The sequence below is a fragment of the Microcoleus sp. bin48.metabat.b7b8b9.023 genome (genome assembly GCF_013299185.1).
Classification (GTDB): Bacteria; Cyanobacteriota; Cyanobacteriia; order Cyanobacteriales; family Microcoleaceae; genus Microcoleus.
In genome coordinates, this window is sequence record NZ_JAAFKG010000022.1 from 1 (window position 1) to 17,483 (window position 17,483).

Genomic DNA, 17,483 nt, shown 5'->3' on the forward strand with positions numbered 1-17,483 from the left:
CCCAAAGCCTCATTCTACCGTTAATATTTCACAGAGGCTGGAACCCAGAACCCCCATTCTACCGTTGGTCATTGAAAACTGTCCGGACTATTGTTATTCCGATATTTACATAACCGGGATGCTCCCCTTAGACAGTGCTTCACCAGAACAACTTGCTGATCTTTGGCTACCTCCTTCCGGTAGCAGCGTACACTGGGAAAGCCTAGATGTTGATTTGGGAATTCCCGAACTTATCGCAGGTATTTTTGGGACAAAATCTTGGATGGCTGAATTAGGTAGGAAGGGAGGAAAGACAACTTCAACCTCTAAATCAGCAGCAGCAAGGCAAAATGGCAAAAAAGGCGGGCGACCTAAAAAGAATATTTCCGTTAATTCTTGAAATCAATTTATTAGCTGTCAGATGTCAGCGACTAAAATCCCCGGCTTCTCAAAAAGTTCGGGGATTTCGCCTTAAATTTTATGCTAGATCGAACAGCAAAAACTCCGCATCTTCTGCCGCTTCAATAACCAACTCAGCCTCATCACTAACCGCCGCACCGTCACCCTTTTCTAAACTCAAGCCGTTGAGCAAAACAGCACCGCGAGCAACTTGTATCCAAGCATGGCGATTTGGCTGCAAAACATGAGAAACCCGCGAGTTTTTATCCAAAACTGCTGCATACAAATCGACATCTTGATGCACTTTCACTGCACCATCTCTCGCATCTCGCGCCGCAACTAAGCGCAGTTTCCCGCGCCTTTCTGTTAGGGGAAAATCCCGCTGTTCGTAACTCGGCTCTAAGCCATTGGTATCGGGCAACAGCCAGATTTGCAGCAAATGAACTCGGTCAGTTTGCGAGGGATTGAACTCGCTGTGTTGGATGCCCGTACCTGCACTCATTCGCTGCACTTCACCGGGTTTGATTACTGCGCCGGTACCTAAACTGTCTTTGTGTTCTAACGCTCCTTCCAGTACATAGGTAATGATTTCCATGTCGCTGTGCCCGTGAGTGCCGAAACCTTTGCCGGGGTTAACGACATCCTCGTTGATTACCCGCAACGAGCGAAAATTCATATAATTGCGATCGTAATAGTTGGCAAAGGAAAATGTGTGATAACTGTCGAGCCAACCATGATTAGCGTGTCCTCTTGCTTCACTTTTTCTGACTGCAATCATTTTCTCAATACTCCTTCGATTTTAGATTTTAGATTTGGGAATGAATTGGGGTATTTCTCAGATGTTTCTACTTTAAACCAAGTCAAGCTATTATGGGAAGTACGCACTTCAAAGTGCGGTAGTTACCAAAAAGATACTATGCAAGCTAAAGAAGGAACTATTGAGCGCGCAAATTGCCCGGTAGAAAGAACTTTAGAGGTGATTGGCGGGCGCTGGAAAGTCTTAATCCTCCGGGAGCTCTTTCAAGGAGTGAAGCGTTTTAACGAGCTGCAACGAGCTGTCAACGGCATTACTCAAAAGATGCTGACGCAGCAGTTGCGGGAGATGGAGTCAGATGGGATTGTTCACCGAGAAATTTACCTGCAAGTTCCGCCGAAAGTTGAATATTCGCTCACGCCTTTGGGCGAAAGTCTTAAACCAATTATTGATTCGATGCACGAATGGGGAATTCAGCATATTAACTATAGTTAAGTTTATTGAAGTGTAGCTAATTCCCAATTTGCGATCGTCGCCGATTATATCATAAAATAACCCTTATAAAGTTTGTAGTGAGGACTTCAGTCCTCTCTGATTTGAAGAGGACTGAAGTCCTCACTACGAACCTGTTATAAAGTTTGTAGTGAGGACTTCAGTCCTCTCTGATTTGAAGAGGACTGAAGTCCTCACTACGAACCGGTTATAAAGTTTGTAGTCAGGACTTCAGTCCTCTCTGATTTGAAGAGGACTGAAGTCCTCACTACGAACCGGTTATAAAGTTTGTAGTCAGGACTTCAGTCCTCTCTGATTTGAAGAGGACTGAAGTCCTCACTACGAACCTGTTATAAAGTTTGTAGTCAGGACTTCAGTCCTCTCTGATTTGAAGAGGACTGAAGTCCTCACTACGAACCGGTTATAAAGTTTGTAGTCAGGACTTCAGTCCTCTCTGATTTGAAGAGGACTGAAGTCCTCACTACGAACCTGTTATAAAGTTTGTAGTGAGGAATGCGAGTCCTTTCTGATTTGAAGAGGACTGAAGTCCTCACTACGAACCTGTCAGGGCGATACTTTTTTCTGTCTTCGGACTGATGTCGTTTTTTCCAGCTAGTCCAACAATAATAATATGAACAAAATAGAGCGTCTTGCCACCCTTAACCGCATCCGCAAACTCAGTCGCCTGATGGATACCGCCATTGGCATCCCCGGTACTAAATTTCGCATTGGCTTAGATCCAATTATTGGTTTAGTTCCCGGTGCTGGCGATATAGTAGATACTGCGTTTTCTGCCTACTTAATTTATTTGGCAACTCAATTCAACATTCCGCCCAAAACTCTAGGCAAAATGATTTACAATATTGGTTTAGAAGCTGTTATTGGCTCAGTGCCTTTAGTCGGGGATATCTTCGATGCTTTTTATAAGTCAAACATGAGAAATCTGGCACTTTTGGAAGCGCACCTCGAAGCAGAGGAACCCGAATTAGCAGCAGTTGCAGAACCTATTCATGAATCAATTAAACTCTAGGTTCGTAGTGAGGACTTTAGTCCGCATCCAAGAAGGACTAAAGTCCTCACTACGAACCTTTAAACTCTAGGTTTGTAGTGAGGACTTTAGTCCGCATCCAAGAAGGACTAAAGCCCTCACTACAAACCTTTAAATATGGAAAAGCTCGCCTTTACACAAATCAACAAAAGCATTAACATCTTCTTCTTTAGTATTAAAAGCTGTTACCAGTCTGACAGTAGAGTTATCCCACCGATAAAACTGAAAACCATGACTCAAAACTGCTGCAATCACCGATTCGGGAAGCTGCATAAAAATCTCATTAGCTTCGACGGGATGGCAAAACTTGACTTTCTCAACTCCGGCCAAACCTTGGGCTAATTTAGCGGCCATCTTGTTTGCATGAGTCGCATTTTTTAGCCACAAATCATCCGTTATATATGCTTCCAACTGGGCCGACAAAAACCGCATCTTTGAGAACAGATGCCCGCTGCGCTTGCGGTAAAATGGGAAAGTTTTTGCTAATTCTTGATTAAAAAATACCACAGCTTCCGCAGCCATCGCGCCGTTTTTAGTCGCTCCAAACGAGAGGATATCCACACCTGCGCGCCAAGTTATATCCGCAGGAGAACAGCCCAAACTCACAACAGCATTAGCAAAGCGAGCTCCATCCATATGCAGGTGCAAATTGTGGCGGCGCACAACCTCCGAAATCTCGGCAATTTCCGCTGGATTGTAGACTGTGCCGGCTTCTGTGGCTTGGGTGATGCTGACGGCGGCGGGCTGTACGTGGTGGACTACTCCTGCACCAGCGCGATCGACTATTTCACCTAAAGTCTCTGCCTCTATCTTACCATCACTTCCTGTTACTGTCACTAACTTTGCACCGCCCGTAAAAAACTCCGGCGCGCCGCATTCATCCAGATTAATATGAGATTGGGCGTGACAGTAAACAGCCCCGTAAGCAGGAGTCATCACCGCCAGGGCTAAAGCATTAGCAGCAGAACCGGTGGCTACGGGAAAAACCGTCACAGATGTCTCGAACAAATCCGAAAATTTAACTTGCAAACGCTGCGTATATTCATCATCTCCATAGGACATAACTGCACCGCAATTAGCCGCTGCAATCGCTGCCATAATTTCCGGCGAAACCCCGGTTGCATTGTCGCTACAAAAATTCATTTGAATAATTGGTAAACAGAATCTATAATATAACTCAACAGTCAAAAGTCAACCGTCAAAAATTAAACCAAGAGGAACTATGGCAGAGTACCGCCAAATAGAATACCGCATCGGCAAAGACGGCAAAATTACCGAAACCGTCCTCAACGCCACCGGTTCGAGTTGCACCGAAACCACCGCCGGAATTGAAACCGCCCTCGGCAAAGTAGAATCTCAAGACTTGCTGCCAGCATACTATGAAGGCGAAGAAAATTTGACCGCCGAACAAACTCAGACTTTAAAACAAGTTTAGAAAAATTAACAATGTTCTATTTCCTCGGTGCAACAGTTGATATAACAACAGGGCCTGCCTTCGGTATCGCGCTAGCTGTCGGGGGCATTTTTCTAATTTTAGTGTACCTTTATGCTGCATCCGAGGCCGGAGATGCGATCGACTTTAAGTACGATACAATCCTCCGGGAACGCATGAATCAGCTAGATATCGTCGATTGGCAAGATTTAGGCGAAAAAGCCGGATTAAGTCGGTTCGGGGTGCGCCTAGTACGGCAGGGAGACGTGGGAAAACTCACCCTAGACCAATTGCGGCGGCTGGCAACTGTGCTAAATTTAAATTTCCAGGAATTCGATCGCACTTTAAGCGCACTGCCATCGACTGGAACCACCGCGAATCCCAGCGAAATCGAAGAATTGAAACAGCAGTGTTTCCGGCTGCGCGAAGAATTGCAGCAACAAAAAACTCAACTCACAGCCGATTTTCGCCGCGCCACCTTTGAACAGTTACAAACTTTGCTAACAAACTATCCCAGCGCCCGCAAAATGGCCGAGGCTAAGCCGAATATGCCCGCAAAAAATCTCTCAGCTTTGTTTACGCCCCTAGAAAATCTCTTGTCAAGTTGGGATTTTGAAACAATTGGTTCAGCTTGGGAACAAGTTGCTTACAATCCGCAGTTGCACCAGCCGGATGTTGAAGATATAACAGAAGGAGAGTTAGTTTATATTCGGTTTGTAGGCTATCGGGATAAAGAGCAAATTCTTGCTCCAGCTAAAGTTAGTCGCAGCCTTCCACCGGGAATAACAAATTAAATTGAAAATCTAAAATAGACATGACTACAGTTGCAATAGACTTCGGTACCAGCAACACGGTTGTTTGCATTCTCAACCCGGATACGCAAACACCAGAAACTTTGAGATTGGGCGAAATGTCCCGCATTTTCAAGACCAATAAATCGAACCCAGATGTGCGAGAAATACCTGTAGTGCCGACTTTAGTGTTTGTGAAAAATGCGGGAGAGTTGCTATTGGGAGAAAAAGTGCGATCTCAGCGTTTAGGACAATCCCAGCCCGACCGCTTTTTCAAAGCTTTCAAACGCGACTTAGCAGCCGATTATCAGCCCCCAGCTCGCAATATAGACGGTGAAAGCTACACGCCGGAATCAGTAGCGGAACAATTTATTAGAACAATATGGAAACAATTATATCAGCAAAACATACAACCAGACAAATTAATTTTTACAGTACCAGTCGGAGCATTTGAGCGATATCTTGATTGGTTTCACGACTTAGCAGAATCTCTGGGAGTTGAAGAAGTTCAGCTAATAGATGAATCCACCGCCGCCGCCCTGGGATATGCCGTACAACGCCCAGGTTCTCTAGTTTTAGTAGTCGATTTAGGCGGCGGAACTTTAGATTTAAGTTTAGTTCGTACTGCTGTTACCCCCCCCTTACCCCCCCTTATAAAGGGGGGGAGAAATTTCGATCCTTCCCTTAACAAAGGGGAGACAAATCTTACTTCCCCCCTTAGCAAAGGGGAGACAAATCTTGCTCCCCCCCTTAGCAAGGGGGGGCTGGGGGGGGTGCGTGCCGAAGTATTGGCAAAATCGGATGCTTATGTCGGCGGCGAAGATATTGACATCTGGATTGTTGAAGATTATTTGCGGCAAATTGGTTCGTCGCGGGCAGAAGTCGGCGGCGTGGGCTGGCAAAATTTATTAGAAATAGCGGAAAAGTTAAAGATTCAAGTGTCTCAAGTTAATGAGGCGAAGGAAAGTTGGTTTGACGACGAGAATTTTATGTCCCATGACTTGGTGCTAAACCGAGATCAGCTTGAAGAAATCCTGGAATCTCGGCAGTTGTTGGAACAGTTGCGGGAAGCTTTAGATGAAGTGTTGAGCATTGCGCTGGGAAAAGGTATCGGTAAAGCAGATATCGAACAGGTTTTGCTAGTAGGAGGAACTTCTATGATTCCGGCTGTATCTAATTTAGTGGTTTCCTATTTTGGGCGGCAAAAAGTCAAAACAGATAAGCCTTTTGAAGCTGTAGCCCACGGCGCTTTAGCCTTGACACAATTGGCGAGTGTTGACGATTATTTGCGCCACACCTATGCAATTCGCCTCTGGGAACCTTATGCTAAAGCTTATACTTATTCGCCGATTTTTAGCAAAGAAATGAAGTATCCTTGTGAAAGTTCCGAAGAGTTGACGCTGCAAGTTGCCATTGAAGGTCAAAGGGAAATTAGGTTAGATATTGGAGAAGTTGCGGAGGTGTCGCAAGCAGAGGTTACTTTTAACGAAAAAGGGCAAATGACGAGCAGTTTGCTCAACAAACACAGCGATTTTCGTTCTTTGGAAAGCCACCACCAGCAGGTTTGTGTGGCGCATTTGAACCCGCCCGGAGTCTTGGGTATTGACAGGGTTTCGGTGAGTTTTGAGGTGGATGAAAGGCGCGTGTTGTTAGCTACGGTGCGGGATTTGCTGACTGGTAAGGTGTTGGTGGATAGAAGTGCGATCGCCAAACTGCAATAATGATACAATTGTTATTAAGATAAAATTCGGCGATTGAAATCGCTTCTACACAAACAAAGTCCGCCTCCGCGGACTGAAGAATATCGATTTAAATCAAGTTTATGCTGCCATGAAAAAGCAACAAAATAAATTCAGCCACCTCACAGCAATCGAAAGAATTTACCTATCATTTCCGGCAAGATTTTTATTAGAGCAAAACTTGCTTCAAGGCAAAATTTTAGATTTTGGGTGCGGCTTCGGGAGCGATGTTAAATTGTTGCAGCAAAAAGGCTTGGATATTGCAGGTTACGACTCTTATTATTTTCCTGAATTTCCCGAACATAAATTTGATACTATCATTTGCTTTTATGTTTTGAATGTTTTGTTTCCCGAAGAACAAGCGAATGTGCTGATGGAAGTGTCGCATCTCTTGAAACCAGGAGGTAAAGCATATTTTGCCGTGAGAAGGGATATCAAAAAAGAAGGTTTTCGAGAACACTACGTCCACAAAAAACCTACCTATCAGTGCATTGTCAAACTTCCTTTTAAGTCGTCTCTCTTAAATGAGTCTTGCGAAATCTACGAATACGTGCATTACAACTATCAAAGAAATTCAACTAATAACTGCATATTCTGCAATCCGTACAAAAACCTAACTTTACTGACAGAATCAGCGACAGCCTATGCAATTTTTGACGGTTATCCCGCCAGCCAAGGTCATGTTTTAATTGTTCCCAAACGTCACACTGCAAATTATTTTGAATTGCCGTTTCGAGAGCAATCGGCTTGCTGGTTTATGGCTAATAAGGTGCAAGAAATTTTAACTAAAGAGTTTCAGCCTGATGGTTTTAATGTCGGAATCAATATTAATAAAGATGCGGGTCAAAGTCGCAGTCACGCTGCGATTCATGTTATCCCCCGCTACAGGGGCGATGCGGCTGGGAATAAAGGCGGTATTAGATATGTGATTCCTCAAGTTAAAAATAAAAATTAGGAATTTGTGAAAGGATTTTTTTTTAACCGCAGAGGCGCAGAGAAGGCGGAGAAATAGAGAAGAAAGAAATTTATAATTTTTGTAATGATTATTATATTTGAGCAAAGGGCGAGCAAAATAGAGTTAAAATGTGTTAACCAAGTCTCAAACTACACATTAGCAGTAATTTGGTGTTTTGTTTATGTCTAAGCGCAAAAAGCAAGAATGGCTCAAGGAAACTCTAGAGCTCAAAGAAGACCACAATTGGAAGTCAAAGCCTGGAACTCGCATCTTTGTCGCCGGAAGAGGTGCAGTCCGCTTTGATGTCCCCCAAGATTGGCATTTTGAACCGGATACAAAGTCGTTCCGGTTTACGGATAAGAAACCGCCGGATGATGATTGTTGTTTGGAGGTTTCGTTTAATTTGTTACCTCCTGGTAATTGGGGAGAATTTCCGCTGGTACCGCTATTACAGAAGATAGTTGAAGATGATACCAGAAATCCGATCGATCCTGGGGAAATCATTCAATTGAAGCGGCAAACTGCTCGGGTTGTTTGGACTGAATTTAAGTTTATCGACCCTCCAGAACAGCGGGAAGCTTATTCGCGAATCTGTATCGGATTGGGTTCTAATGTTCAGTGTTTGATTACTTTTGATTACTGGGTTGATGATGCTGAACGTTTGACTCCTGTCTGGGATACGGTGATGGACTCGCTGGTTTTGGGTTTGTTTATTAGTGACCCTCGAACGGGTTTTGCGCGTCCTGATTAGAGATATGCAGGGTTGGAAGCTTCGGGTTTTGTGGCTGTGTATCCCTGAGTTCTTGAAGAAGTCGGGGATTTCAAATAATTGACGATCGCAATTTTGATAGATTTGAGTCGATCGGCTAATCATGAAAATGCTATAATTATTAACAAGTTGTGCTTAGGGAGACTACGGAAATGCAGCTCGCATCATTTGAACAAAAAATGTGGGAGAGTTCGCCAGCAAAAACTCGCACTAAAATATCCGATAGTGAAATTAACCATAAATACGAGTTAAGAGAGAATAGAATTCTTACTGAAATCAACCGTGAAAAGCTTCCGAGTTTTGTCCAGGCTTTAAAGCAGCCTGGTTATATGGAAGTGCGACCATTTTACCAAAGAAGGGCACGTTGGACTACCAAAATGCAATCCAAACTAATCGAATCATTTCTAGTCAATATTCCAGTTCCATCAATAATTTTATACGAAAAAGAATACTATTCATATGAGGTTATGGATGGTCAACAAAGAATTACTGCGATTCAGGATTTTTATGAAAACAAGCTTTCATTAACAGGGCTGGAACTTTGGCCTGAATTAAATGGACGTACCTACAATCAACTTCCTCAAAAAATTAGAGCAGGTATCGACCGTCGTTCTATATCATCTACAGTAATTATTGCAGAATCAACCTCCGATCCTGAAGAGGCTCTATTCTTAAAACAAAAAACCTTCGAGCGCCTTAACACTGGAGGCGTAGATTTAAGTCAACAGGAAGTGCGAAACTGTTTGTATTATGGAAAGTTCAATGAACTGTTGCTAAAATTATCGCGCCATCCCATGTTTGCAGAAGCTTGGGGAATTCCGACACAGGATAACAGCCCCGAATTGGAGAAAAATACCCTTTATAAAAAAATGGAAGATGCTGAGTTAGTTCTGCGTTTTTTTGCTCTCAGAAATGTTGATAATTACCAACGGGGAATGGAAGGCTTTTTAGATTTGTACATGATGAGAAGTTTAAATTTTGATGAGGAAGATATCAATTATTTGGAATCTATTTTTCTCAAAACTATCACAATAGCTCACCTAATTTACGGAGAGCATTTATTCAAACCATTTGACCAGAAAACTCAAACTTGGTCAAACAAGACTTATAAAGCATATTATGATGCAATTATGGTGGGTTTAAGTAGGTACTTGCAACATGAAAAAAGATTAATTGCTCTAAAAGACCGAATTATTGAAGAGACAAAGAATATCTTTAAAAAACCTGAATCTCGTCTTCTCACAGGAGGCGGAAAAACCAAGGCAGAGATTCAGGAGCGAATCGGGATATTTGACGAAATGCTTTCGCAAGTGATCGGAGAGTAACTTGCGATGTTTGACGAGCTTCTCAAGACAGTCAGCCTCAAAATTTCTACTGTCCGTTCGATGATAAAGACTAACGATAGACTTAGAAAAATCGTATTTCAAGACAGTTCAGATATAAAACAGTTGAAAGAAAATCCGGAATTTGCCGCATTAATAGAAGTAATCCCTGGCAAACGAGAATGGCAAATTTACGAACGCTGTGCCGTAGTAACCCGATTGTATGCTATTTACGAGCGCTTTGTTGAGGATTTAATTTCGGATTGGTTGCGACTGATGCCCGATTTGGTTCCGCGTTATTCAGATTTAGGAGAACAAATCCAAAATACCCATCGAGAGGGTATAGGGCGTTTATTGATTGACATCAAAAAGAATAGGTTTCAACACCTTTCAGTTGAGCAGGTAGTACAAGGATTATCCTGTGGAATTACTGACACTGGAAAATACCAGCTACTTCCTGATGCTTTCCTAATGCGAGAGCAAAATTTACGGAAGGAAGTGTTAGAAACACTTTTGAGAAATGCGGGAATTGATGAGGCATGGAAATGGGTAATCAACCACAAAGAAATTAAATATTTTGTAGAGGAAGTTCGCAGCCGTCAAAACTCGGCAGAAGGAGAACTAAAACAACTGGTTGACTATCGTAATAAAGCAGCACACGGCTCTGTAAACGAGATATTGGGAATTCAAGAACTGTTGGACTTAGCTGATTTTGTTGAGGCTTTATGCAAATCCCTTGCCGATTTAGTGACCTATAATATAATTTTACTCCAGATAGATAGAGGATTGGTAAGGGAGATTGGAAACATTACTGAGTGGTTCAAAAAGCCACAAGCAGGTGTAGCGAAAGTTAAGGAAGTTACATTAACTGTAGGAGAAAGTGTTTTTCTTGTTTTAGTTAATAAGGAATTGTCGTACTGCTACTCTGCTAAAATTGAGAGCATTCAGCTTAACGATCTGTCTCAAAATCGTGTGGAGATAGCCTCGGAAACAGAATTAGGCTTAAAGTTCGATCGCGATGCCAGAGTTGGTTTGACTATTTATGTAACGACATCCGAGCGAGTTGACTGAATCTTTTGTTAACTGCGAAGCCCGATCGCCATTCCCCGCAACACACTAACACAAATATCGTACAATTATCCCACCATCCCGCATCTACTCACCCCCCAGCCCATGCTCTGCGATTACCTCGTACAAATCCTCACCGCCCGCGTCTACGATGTTGCTCAAGAATCCCCCCTAGAAGTAGCCCCCAATCTCTCAGCGCGGCTCAACAATAAACTGCTGCTGAAACGCGAAGATATGCAGTCTGTGTTTTCCTTCAAACTGCGGGGCGCGTACAATAAAATGGCGCAACTTTCCCCGGATTTGCTAGCACAAGGTGCGATCGCAGCTTCCGCCGGCAATCACGCCCAAGGAGTCGCCCTCGCTGCGCGCCACCTGGGAACTCGCGCGATTATCGTCATGCCCGTAACGACGCCGCAGGTGAAGGTTAATGCGGTGATAGCGCGCGGTGGAGAGGTGATTTTGCATGGGGATACCTATGATGATGCCTACGCTTTTGCGCGCCAATTAGAGGTCGAAAAAGGTATGACTTTTATTCACCCTTTTGACGATCCGCACGTGATTGCGGGACAGGGTACGATCGGCATGGAAATTCTCCGGCAACATCAAAAACCAATTCACGCAATTTTTGTAGCAATTGGTGGCGGTGGATTGATTTCGGGAATTGCGGCTTATATCAAGCGGTTGCGCCCGGAAATTAAGATTATTGGTGTGGAACCGGTGGACTCTGATGCGATGAATCAATCGCTGAAAGCGGGTAAACGGGTGCGGTTGTCGCAGGTGGGTTTATTTGCTGACGGCGTTGCGGTGCGGGAAGTTGGGGAGGAAACTTTTCGGCTTTGTCAGGAGTATGTGGATGAGATTATTTTGGTGGATACGGATGATATTTGTGCGGCGATTAAGGATGTTTTTGAGGATACGCGATCGATCTTAGAACCGGCTGGCGCATTGGCGATCGCAGGTGCAAAAGCTTATGTGGAACGGGAACAAATCGCAGGGGAAACATTAATTGCGGTTGCTTGCGGTGCGAACATGAATTTCGATCGCCTGCGGTTTGTAGCAGAAAGAGCCGAGTTTGGCGAACGGCGGGAAGCTATTTTTGCAGTCACAATTCCCGAACAGCCGGGAAGTCTCCGCAGGTTTTGCGAATGTTTGGGAAAGCGCAATCTAACTGAATTTAGCTATCGAATTGCGGATGAGAAAGCAGCACATATTTTTATCGGCGTCCAAATTCAAAACCGTGCGGATGCGGTGAAAATAGCTGCCAGTTTTGAAGATTGCGGCTTTAAAACTTTGGATTTAACTGATGATGAATTAACGAAATTGCACTTGCGGCATATGGTGGGCGGCCGTTCGATGCTAGCAGATAATGAGTTGTTTTATCGCTTTGAGTTTCCCGAACGTCCGGGTGCGTTGATGAAGTTTGTGGGTTCGATGAGTCCTAATTGGAATATCAGCGTTTTTCACTATCGGAATAATGGGGCTGATTACGGGCGAATTGTGGTGGGAATTCAGGTGCCGCCGGATGAGATGCAAGAGTGGCAGGCTTTTTTGGATACGCTGGGCTATCAGTATGGGGATGAGAGTCAGAATCCGGCTTATAAGTTGTTTTTGAGATAGGGGTTTTTGAGTGTATGAAGGAGGCGGTTGAAACCGCGACTATACAAACGAAGTCCGCCTGCGCGGACTAAGAGATTGGACGCGAATAATGTCATGTGTGGTTTTTGACGCATCAAACTTCCGATCGCAAATTCTGCACATCCTGAACGCTAAGTCCGGTTATTTGGGCGATGGTTGCGTCATCTAGGCGATCGAGTAACTGCCGTGCGATCGCCTGTTTTTCTTCTTGTCTGCCTTCTTGTCTGCCTTCTTGTATACCTTCTTGTCTGCCTTCTTGTCTGCCTTCTTGTCTAGCGTCTCGCTCAGCTTTAATTATCGTGCCTTGTTGGTCATAAATAAACATTTCTTGCCGTTCGATATTTGCTATTTCCTCCAGGCTTAAATTCACTCGATCGGCGATGTCAAATGCTTGATGGATTTCGGGGACGCTATCCATTACTGGCGGGATTTCCGCGATCGTTACCGCGTATTTCATGAAATAGAGCCATTTATCTGCTAGAGTTTCTAGTTGGTCTACTGTTTTGGTGAACTTTGGTAATTCTACAAATACTAACTTGAGATCGTTATCGGGATAGGGTAAGTTAGAAACCTCTTCTTTGTAGACAAATCGCGAAATTAAGTTGTTGCTATTTTTAAACATCTCAAAATCAGTAATCGTTAAAGCAATTACTGGTCTGAGCATTCGATATCCTTGTCCTTTCTGCAATTGAGAGGCGTAGGTTTTCGCTGCGTTGTACAAGATTCTTTGTCCGAAAGACTCGACGTTTAATACCTGCATTTCAATGATGACTAGAGTGTCGTCGGCAAGCTTGGCTTTGACATCTAAAGAAGAGTCTTTTAAGCCTTCTACTTGTGGCGGCAGGTTGGGGTTGATAATTTCTAAGTCTGCAATAGTCGGATTGCCTTCGTAAATTATGGCGTTGAGGAAACTGATGAGAATGTCTTTGCTTTCTGAGGAACCAAATATTTTTTTGAAGGCGTAATCGGTTTTGGGGTTGATGAATGTCATGGTGGGAATCGGAAATGGATCTCGCTATTTCGATTCTATCATCGGGCGAGCTTAATTTTGGGGTTAGGGCACACTCCGAAAAGAAACCGGGTTTTTTACGAAAATACGGGTTGAAACCAGCAGATTTGGCAAAAAACCCGGTTTCTGAACCCCATGCGAAGTCCTAATTCATTGCCTGCATCAACGCTGCACCAGCACCAAAATTCTCGTAGGGCGTTGGTAGGTAGTAAATCTTGTAAGGTTCCAAAGGAAAAATATCTTCACTGATATCCTCTTCCGCCAGGAGAATGCGGATTAACTCTCGTTTTTCGATCGCAGAAAGTTGTCTAATGGTAGGGAGTAATTCTGTTAGTGTCATTGTTGTCAGAAGTTAGTAAACAACTAATGGGCGCGATCGCCTAGCATAAAGCTGCTATTGGAAATTATAATGGGTACAGAAGTCTAGCAAGGAGAATGTGCGATTGTGACACTCCGGGAAGAGCTAATCAATGAGATTGAGCAAGCATCAGATGATGTACTTCAGGTGCTATTGAGTTTTTTGCGTCAAACGCGGTTGTCGCAGTCTGAGCCTTTTTTGTCGATCGACTCTGCTGAGATTTCGAGTGCTGGATTGACAGCGCAAAAGCACTATCCTCTGCGCGGGATGCCCTTGGTAATTGCCGAGGATTTTGATGAGCCGATGCCAGATTTATGGGATGCGTTGGGTACATGATTTTACTGGATACACATATTTGGCTGTGGTTGCTGCACGATCCGAGTAATTTGTCTGTGGCGGCAAATCGTGCGATCGAGGCTGAGGAAAACCAAAGCGGTTTATTGGTTTCTGCAATTTCAGTTTGGGAAATTGCCGTGAAATCCAGTCTGGGTAAGCTGACTTTGCCGTTGCCGATCGCAGAGTGGTACGCACAAGCTAGAACTCATTCAGGTATAGTTATTGAGCCATTAAATCCGCTGGATGCAATTAACAGTACGCAGCTTCCAGGGGATTTTCACAAAGATCCTGCCGATCGCATTTTAATAGCGATCGCGCGGCGGTATGATATTCCGTTAGTTACTTGCGATGAGAAGATTCTGAGCTATCCTCACGTTGAAACGATTTGGTAGTTACGGGCGATCGCGCTTAGTTTTGTTCGTAAGGGCGATCGGTCGAAATATATCGTCCTTAAAAATTGCTATAATCAGGAATCTGAGAACTTAACACTAAAGGCTGAGGTTAACGTCGTGACAATAACTTCACAAGAAACGGATGTAGAGATTCAACAATTCCCCATTTTTCTGGGACAGGGAGGGGAAATTACCATTCCCCAGTTATTACAAGATGCTCTCAAGGTCGATCGGGGAGATATGCTAGTGCTACTCCAAATAGGTGATCTGATTGTACTTGCTCCCAAACAACCTCAAGTTCCCCAATTAATCGATCGGATTGCAACGATTATGGAAAGTGAAAATGTGGGTTTGACTGATTTATTGTCGGGTTTAGAAGCCGAGAGAGAGGCAATTTGGGAGGAGAAACAGTCTTGATGCGTAGGATATTTGCCGACTCCAGCGTGTTAATTGCTGGATGCGGATCGCGAACGGGAGCTAGTCGTGCCGTACTGACAATGGCTGAAATAGGTCTTTTCAAGTTGGTTGTATCTGAGCAAGTTTTGGAGGAGTGCGATCGCAATTTACGCAAAAAAATACCTGCCGCTCTGCCAATCTTTACAGAGTTGCTAGGTACTATTAACCCCGAAATTCAACCCGATCCATCTTTAGAAGAATCAGCGCGGTGGGCGGCGATTATTGAAGCTAAAGATACCCCGATTTTAGCTGCGGCTGTTCTGGCAAATGTCGATCGCCTTTTGAGCTTAAATACCAAAGATTTTACTGCCGAAGTTGCTTCACAAAGCGGGTTGAGCATTCAAACTCCAGCAGAATTTGTTAGAGAAATTCGAGAGATTGTAGGAAAAGGTTTGTTGTCAACGTGATTTTATCGTGATGAGCGACGAATCAGAAGGGCGATCGCGCTTTGATTTGTTTGTAAGGGCGATCGCATTTGCAGTTACAAGTTTTTTACTTTTGGCTTCTGATTAGATCCATATTCTACTTTTCAAGAGCATAAATATAGTCACTTTTGTCTGACTTATCAGGCAGACTAAACTCCAGTTTGTATGTTGAAGCACCGTTAATGTCTATTTTTTCTCTCAATGCTTCACCACGATTCAAATCAATATTCTTTCGTAACTTTCCGTCAATGTAGACTTTAGCTACTATACTATCCAATTGCGAATTTTCAGGTAAGGCATATGCTAAAGGAAGCTCACCAAAACTTTTCTGAATTTGACACACAACCAACCGAGGATTGTTTCCAGTAACATATAATCTTGATACAGGTTTTTCGGCTTTATTTGCAACAGGAATTATCTCTGTGTATTCGCCCTCACTGGCTAAGGTACCACCAAAAGTTTTACACTCGACTTTTGGTGGCTTCGGCTCCTTTGCAGAGATTTGAGTGGGTGAAGGTCTCGTAGGAGTAGGTGAAGGTTCCGTAGAAGTAGCGCCAACAGGGACAGGAGTTGGTTTATCAGGAGATATGGGCGGTGTTGAGAATGAGGTACTCTTTGAGGTACTCTTTAATGTATATGTCTTTGCTACGACTGAACCTCCTTTTAGATCTACTATCTCACTAATTGTTTCAAATCCCTCTTTTCTCAGCGTGATTTGTAAATCTCTTGTGCTAGGTATTTTCACCATGACGTAGCCATTTGACTCAGTAACTGCTGTCGCGGCTATTCCTCTGTGAGATGTGAATTCAACCTTAACACCTGCAAGAGGTTCTGAAGATTCAGTTCTAACGATGACAGGAACCTCTTTGATTTCAGCATCTTTAGAAGACTGATTAGTTTCAAATCCGAAAAATTGACGAACTTCGGGAGTGGTGACAGCTACTATAATAGCTAAAATTGAGAGCAAAATACCGATGTAAACAGTCCACTTAGATTTCACAGAGTTACTTCCTTATAACTGATTTTTAATCATGTCTTAAATATCCATACATTACTGCAAACTGCATTTCCGAACCTTTCGATAATTAATTTGTAACACGGGAAATTTATGGTTTCTGAACGGGTAACAAGCAGCTAAGCAAGAAAATGGTTAAGCTAATGGGCTTCAAAACAATAGAGGCAGGTGATCGCACTTTGTTTTTTTTGTAAGGGCGATCAATCATCTTTATTCAGGACCTGTGCATTGAGGGTCTTTTCCTGGACGACTTACGCAAGCTCGAGTATATGGTATATCTCCAGACAACATACTGGTAACTTGAGGTTCCGGATAATCATCTTGCATACGCAGAGACGGATATGGTTTTTTATCTGTGCCATCAAAGTAAGTCTTTGCACCATCTTTGCCCTCAAAATAAATCGTTGCACCAGGCACTGTTGGCATCTTGACCCAACGAGCATGACATTTATCGGAGTATTTTATCTCAAGATTTAGATTCTTGAACTTTTCTCCTAACTCTGGAAAACTTACGAGTTCGGTAGTGTAAATACTCATGTCTTGATCACAAAGATTTTTGGGAGCGCGTCCTGTACAAGTGTTTGCACGGCAACTTCTTAAATCAGCCTTTATTTGGTTTTTTTTTAATATGTATTTCTTTGTTAAGACAGAATCTTCTTTTAGATCTACTGTCTCACTAATTGTTTCAAATCCCTCTTTCCTCAGCGTGATTTGTAAATCTCTTGTGCTAGGTATTTTTACTATGACGTAGCCATTTGAATCAGTTAATCCTGTCGCTGGTCCTCTCTGCGATGTAAATTCAACATTAACACTTGCAAGAGGTTCTAAAGATTCAGTTCTAACGATGACAGGAACCTCTTTGATTTCAGAATCTTTAGGAGGAGACGGATTAGTCTCAAGTCCCAAACGATAACGAACTTCGGGAGTGGTCACAGCTACTATAATAGCTAAAACTGAGAGCAAAATACCGATATAAACAGTCCACTTAGATTTCACCTAGTTACTTCCTTCTAACGAATTTTTATCATGCCTTAAATATCCATACATTGACGCAAACTGCTTTTCCGAACTTTTCGATAGTTAATTTGTGGTACAGGAAAATTATGGTT

At 43.3% G+C, this 17,483-nt stretch carries 21 protein-coding genes; 15 read left to right on the forward strand and 6 right to left on the reverse strand.

Going from position 1 to position 17,483, the window contains the following annotated elements; genetic code table 11:
- Positions 1 to 379, forward strand: a 379-nt coding sequence (locus QZW82_RS14350; RefSeq protein ID WP_293149225.1) for a DUF2442 domain-containing protein, incomplete at its 5' end; no start/stop codon positions are given.
- Positions 380 to 457: 78 nt separating this feature from the next.
- On the opposite strand, the gene QZW82_RS14355 is transcribed toward QZW82_RS14350, so the two are convergent.
- Positions 458 to 1,156 carry a pirin family protein gene (locus QZW82_RS14355; protein ID WP_293149226.1) on the reverse strand — a complete coding sequence of 233 codons (699 nt, stop codon included), beginning with the start codon at positions 1,154 to 1,156 and terminating at the stop codon, positions 458 to 460.
- Between the two features lie 138 nt (positions 1,157 to 1,294).
- On the opposite strand from QZW82_RS14355, the gene QZW82_RS14360 reads away from it, so the two are divergent.
- Together QZW82_RS14360 and QZW82_RS14365 are read left to right on the forward strand one after the other, a co-directional pair.
- A complete protein-coding gene (locus QZW82_RS14360; protein ID WP_293149228.1) occupies positions 1,295 to 1,627 on the forward strand; it encodes a helix-turn-helix domain-containing protein in 333 nt (110 codons plus the stop codon).
- A 628-nt stretch (positions 1,628 to 2,255) separates the two neighbouring features.
- Positions 2,256 to 2,654: a DUF4112 domain-containing protein gene (locus tag QZW82_RS14365; protein WP_293149230.1), complete on the forward strand. Its 399-nt coding sequence runs from the start codon at positions 2,256 to 2,258 to the stop codon at positions 2,652 to 2,654.
- Between the two features lie 129 nt (positions 2,655 to 2,783).
- Here QZW82_RS14365 and QZW82_RS14370 read toward each other — a convergent pair whose 3' ends face one another.
- On the reverse strand, positions 2,784 to 3,815 hold the full coding sequence (locus QZW82_RS14370) for a low specificity L-threonine aldolase (RefSeq protein WP_293149232.1): 1,032 nt from the start codon (positions 3,813 to 3,815) through the stop codon (positions 2,784 to 2,786).
- 79 nt (positions 3,816 to 3,894) lie between these two features.
- On the opposite strand from QZW82_RS14370, the gene QZW82_RS14375 reads away from it, so the two are divergent.
- From QZW82_RS14375 to ilvA, 8 genes are all read left to right on the forward strand, one after another.
- A complete protein-coding gene (locus QZW82_RS14375) occupies positions 3,895 to 4,107 on the forward strand; it encodes a DUF2997 domain-containing protein (protein ID WP_293149233.1) in 213 nt (70 codons plus the stop codon).
- 11 nt (positions 4,108 to 4,118) lie between these two features.
- A complete protein-coding gene (locus QZW82_RS14380) occupies positions 4,119 to 4,898 on the forward strand; it encodes an XRE family transcriptional regulator (RefSeq protein ID WP_293149235.1) in 780 nt (259 codons plus the stop codon).
- Positions 4,899 to 4,918: 20 nt separating this feature from the next.
- Positions 4,919 to 6,616 (forward strand): Hsp70 family protein, encoded by a 1,698-nt coding sequence (locus tag QZW82_RS14385; protein WP_293149237.1) that lies wholly within the window; start codon positions 4,919 to 4,921, stop codon positions 6,614 to 6,616.
- 109 nt (positions 6,617 to 6,725) lie between these two features.
- Entirely contained in the window at positions 6,726 to 7,589 is an 864-nt protein-coding gene (locus QZW82_RS14390; protein WP_293149239.1) for an HIT domain-containing protein, read from the forward strand.
- 181 nt (positions 7,590 to 7,770) lie between these two features.
- Entirely contained in the window at positions 7,771 to 8,340 is a 570-nt protein-coding gene (locus QZW82_RS14395; RefSeq protein ID WP_293149240.1) for a hypothetical protein, read from the forward strand.
- 170 nt (positions 8,341 to 8,510) lie between these two features.
- Entirely contained in the window at positions 8,511 to 9,683 is a 1,173-nt protein-coding gene (locus tag QZW82_RS14400; protein ID WP_293149242.1) for a DUF262 domain-containing protein, read from the forward strand.
- Positions 9,684 to 9,689: 6 nt separating this feature from the next.
- Positions 9,690 to 10,751, forward strand: a complete 1,062-nt coding sequence (locus QZW82_RS14405; RefSeq protein ID WP_293149244.1) for an MAE_28990/MAE_18760 family HEPN-like nuclease — start codon at positions 9,690 to 9,692, stop codon at positions 10,749 to 10,751.
- 102 nt (positions 10,752 to 10,853) lie between these two features.
- Positions 10,854 to 12,365 carry a threonine ammonia-lyase, biosynthetic gene (gene ilvA / locus QZW82_RS14410; protein WP_293149246.1) on the forward strand — a complete coding sequence of 504 codons (1,512 nt, stop codon included), beginning with the start codon at positions 10,854 to 10,856 and terminating at the stop codon, positions 12,363 to 12,365.
- Positions 12,366 to 12,477: 112 nt separating this feature from the next.
- Here the strand turns inward: ilvA and QZW82_RS14415 are convergent, their stop codons facing one another.
- Positions 12,478 to 13,374: an Rpn family recombination-promoting nuclease/putative transposase gene (locus tag QZW82_RS14415; RefSeq protein ID WP_293149247.1), complete on the reverse strand. Its 897-nt coding sequence runs from the start codon at positions 13,372 to 13,374 to the stop codon at positions 12,478 to 12,480.
- A 163-nt stretch (positions 13,375 to 13,537) separates the two neighbouring features.
- Positions 13,538 to 13,732, reverse strand: coding sequence for a hypothetical protein (locus tag QZW82_RS14420; protein WP_293149248.1), 195 nt, complete (start codon positions 13,730 to 13,732; stop codon positions 13,538 to 13,540).
- A 105-nt stretch (positions 13,733 to 13,837) separates the two neighbouring features.
- Here QZW82_RS14420 and QZW82_RS14425 point away from each other — a divergent pair, with 105 nt between their 5' ends.
- The 4 genes from QZW82_RS14425 to QZW82_RS14440 all read left to right on the forward strand — a co-directional run bounded on the left by QZW82_RS14425 (position 13,838) and on the right by QZW82_RS14440 (position 15,341).
- Entirely contained in the window at positions 13,838 to 14,086 is a 249-nt protein-coding gene (locus tag QZW82_RS14425; protein WP_293149249.1) for a hypothetical protein, read from the forward strand.
- Positions 14,083 to 14,478: a type II toxin-antitoxin system VapC family toxin gene (locus QZW82_RS14430; protein ID WP_293149250.1), complete on the forward strand. Its 396-nt coding sequence runs from the start codon at positions 14,083 to 14,085 to the stop codon at positions 14,476 to 14,478. The genes QZW82_RS14425 and QZW82_RS14430 overlap by 4 nt, the downstream gene beginning before the upstream one ends.
- A gap of 117 nt (positions 14,479 to 14,595) precedes the next feature.
- A complete protein-coding gene (locus QZW82_RS14435; RefSeq protein ID WP_293149251.1) occupies positions 14,596 to 14,895 on the forward strand; it encodes a hypothetical protein in 300 nt (99 codons plus the stop codon).
- Positions 14,895 to 15,341 (forward strand): putative toxin-antitoxin system toxin component, PIN family, encoded by a 447-nt coding sequence (locus QZW82_RS14440; RefSeq protein WP_293149252.1) that lies wholly within the window; start codon positions 14,895 to 14,897, stop codon positions 15,339 to 15,341. The genes QZW82_RS14435 and QZW82_RS14440 overlap by 1 nt, the downstream gene beginning before the upstream one ends.
- A 115-nt stretch (positions 15,342 to 15,456) precedes the next feature.
- On the opposite strand, the gene QZW82_RS14445 is transcribed toward QZW82_RS14440, so the two are convergent.
- Both QZW82_RS14445 and QZW82_RS14450 read right to left on the reverse strand, forming a co-directional pair.
- A complete protein-coding gene (locus tag QZW82_RS14445) occupies positions 15,457 to 16,359 on the reverse strand; it encodes a hypothetical protein (protein WP_293149253.1) in 903 nt (300 codons plus the stop codon).
- Between the two features lie 225 nt (positions 16,360 to 16,584).
- Entirely contained in the window at positions 16,585 to 17,370 is a 786-nt protein-coding gene (locus tag QZW82_RS14450; RefSeq protein WP_293149254.1) for a hypothetical protein, read from the reverse strand.
- Positions 17,371 to 17,483 lie beyond the last annotated feature (113 nt).

Excerpts from the sequence above, each read along its gene's own strand:
- QZW82_RS14355 (WP_293149226.1), bottom strand. The coding sequence starts at position 1,156 with ATGATTGCAGTCAGAAAAAGTGAAGCAAGAGGACACGCTAATCATGGT.
- QZW82_RS14360 (WP_293149228.1), top strand. The coding sequence starts at position 1,295 with ATGCAAGCTAAAGAAGGAACTATTGAGCGCGCAAATTGCCCGGTAGAA.
- QZW82_RS14365 (WP_293149230.1), top strand. The coding sequence starts at position 2,256 with ATGAACAAAATAGAGCGTCTTGCCACCCTTAACCGCATCCGCAAACTC.
- QZW82_RS14370 (WP_293149232.1), bottom strand. The coding sequence starts at position 3,815 with ATGAATTTTTGTAGCGACAATGCAACCGGGGTTTCGCCGGAAATTATG.
- QZW82_RS14375 (WP_293149233.1), top strand. The coding sequence starts at position 3,895 with ATGGCAGAGTACCGCCAAATAGAATACCGCATCGGCAAAGACGGCAAA.
- QZW82_RS14380 (WP_293149235.1), top strand. The coding sequence starts at position 4,119 with ATGTTCTATTTCCTCGGTGCAACAGTTGATATAACAACAGGGCCTGCC.
- QZW82_RS14385 (WP_293149237.1), top strand. The coding sequence starts at position 4,919 with ATGACTACAGTTGCAATAGACTTCGGTACCAGCAACACGGTTGTTTGC.
- QZW82_RS14390 (WP_293149239.1), top strand. The coding sequence starts at position 6,726 with ATGAAAAAGCAACAAAATAAATTCAGCCACCTCACAGCAATCGAAAGA.
- QZW82_RS14395 (WP_293149240.1), top strand. The coding sequence starts at position 7,771 with ATGTCTAAGCGCAAAAAGCAAGAATGGCTCAAGGAAACTCTAGAGCTC.
- QZW82_RS14400 (WP_293149242.1), top strand. The coding sequence starts at position 8,511 with ATGCAGCTCGCATCATTTGAACAAAAAATGTGGGAGAGTTCGCCAGCA.
- QZW82_RS14405 (WP_293149244.1), top strand. The coding sequence starts at position 9,690 with ATGTTTGACGAGCTTCTCAAGACAGTCAGCCTCAAAATTTCTACTGTC.
- ilvA (WP_293149246.1), top strand. The coding sequence starts at position 10,854 with ATGCTCTGCGATTACCTCGTACAAATCCTCACCGCCCGCGTCTACGAT.
- QZW82_RS14415 (WP_293149247.1), bottom strand. The coding sequence starts at position 13,374 with ATGACATTCATCAACCCCAAAACCGATTACGCCTTCAAAAAAATATTT.
- QZW82_RS14420 (WP_293149248.1), bottom strand. The coding sequence starts at position 13,732 with ATGACACTAACAGAATTACTCCCTACCATTAGACAACTTTCTGCGATC.
- QZW82_RS14430 (WP_293149250.1), top strand. The coding sequence starts at position 14,083 with ATGATTTTACTGGATACACATATTTGGCTGTGGTTGCTGCACGATCCG.
- QZW82_RS14440 (WP_293149252.1), top strand. The coding sequence starts at position 14,895 with ATGCGTAGGATATTTGCCGACTCCAGCGTGTTAATTGCTGGATGCGGA.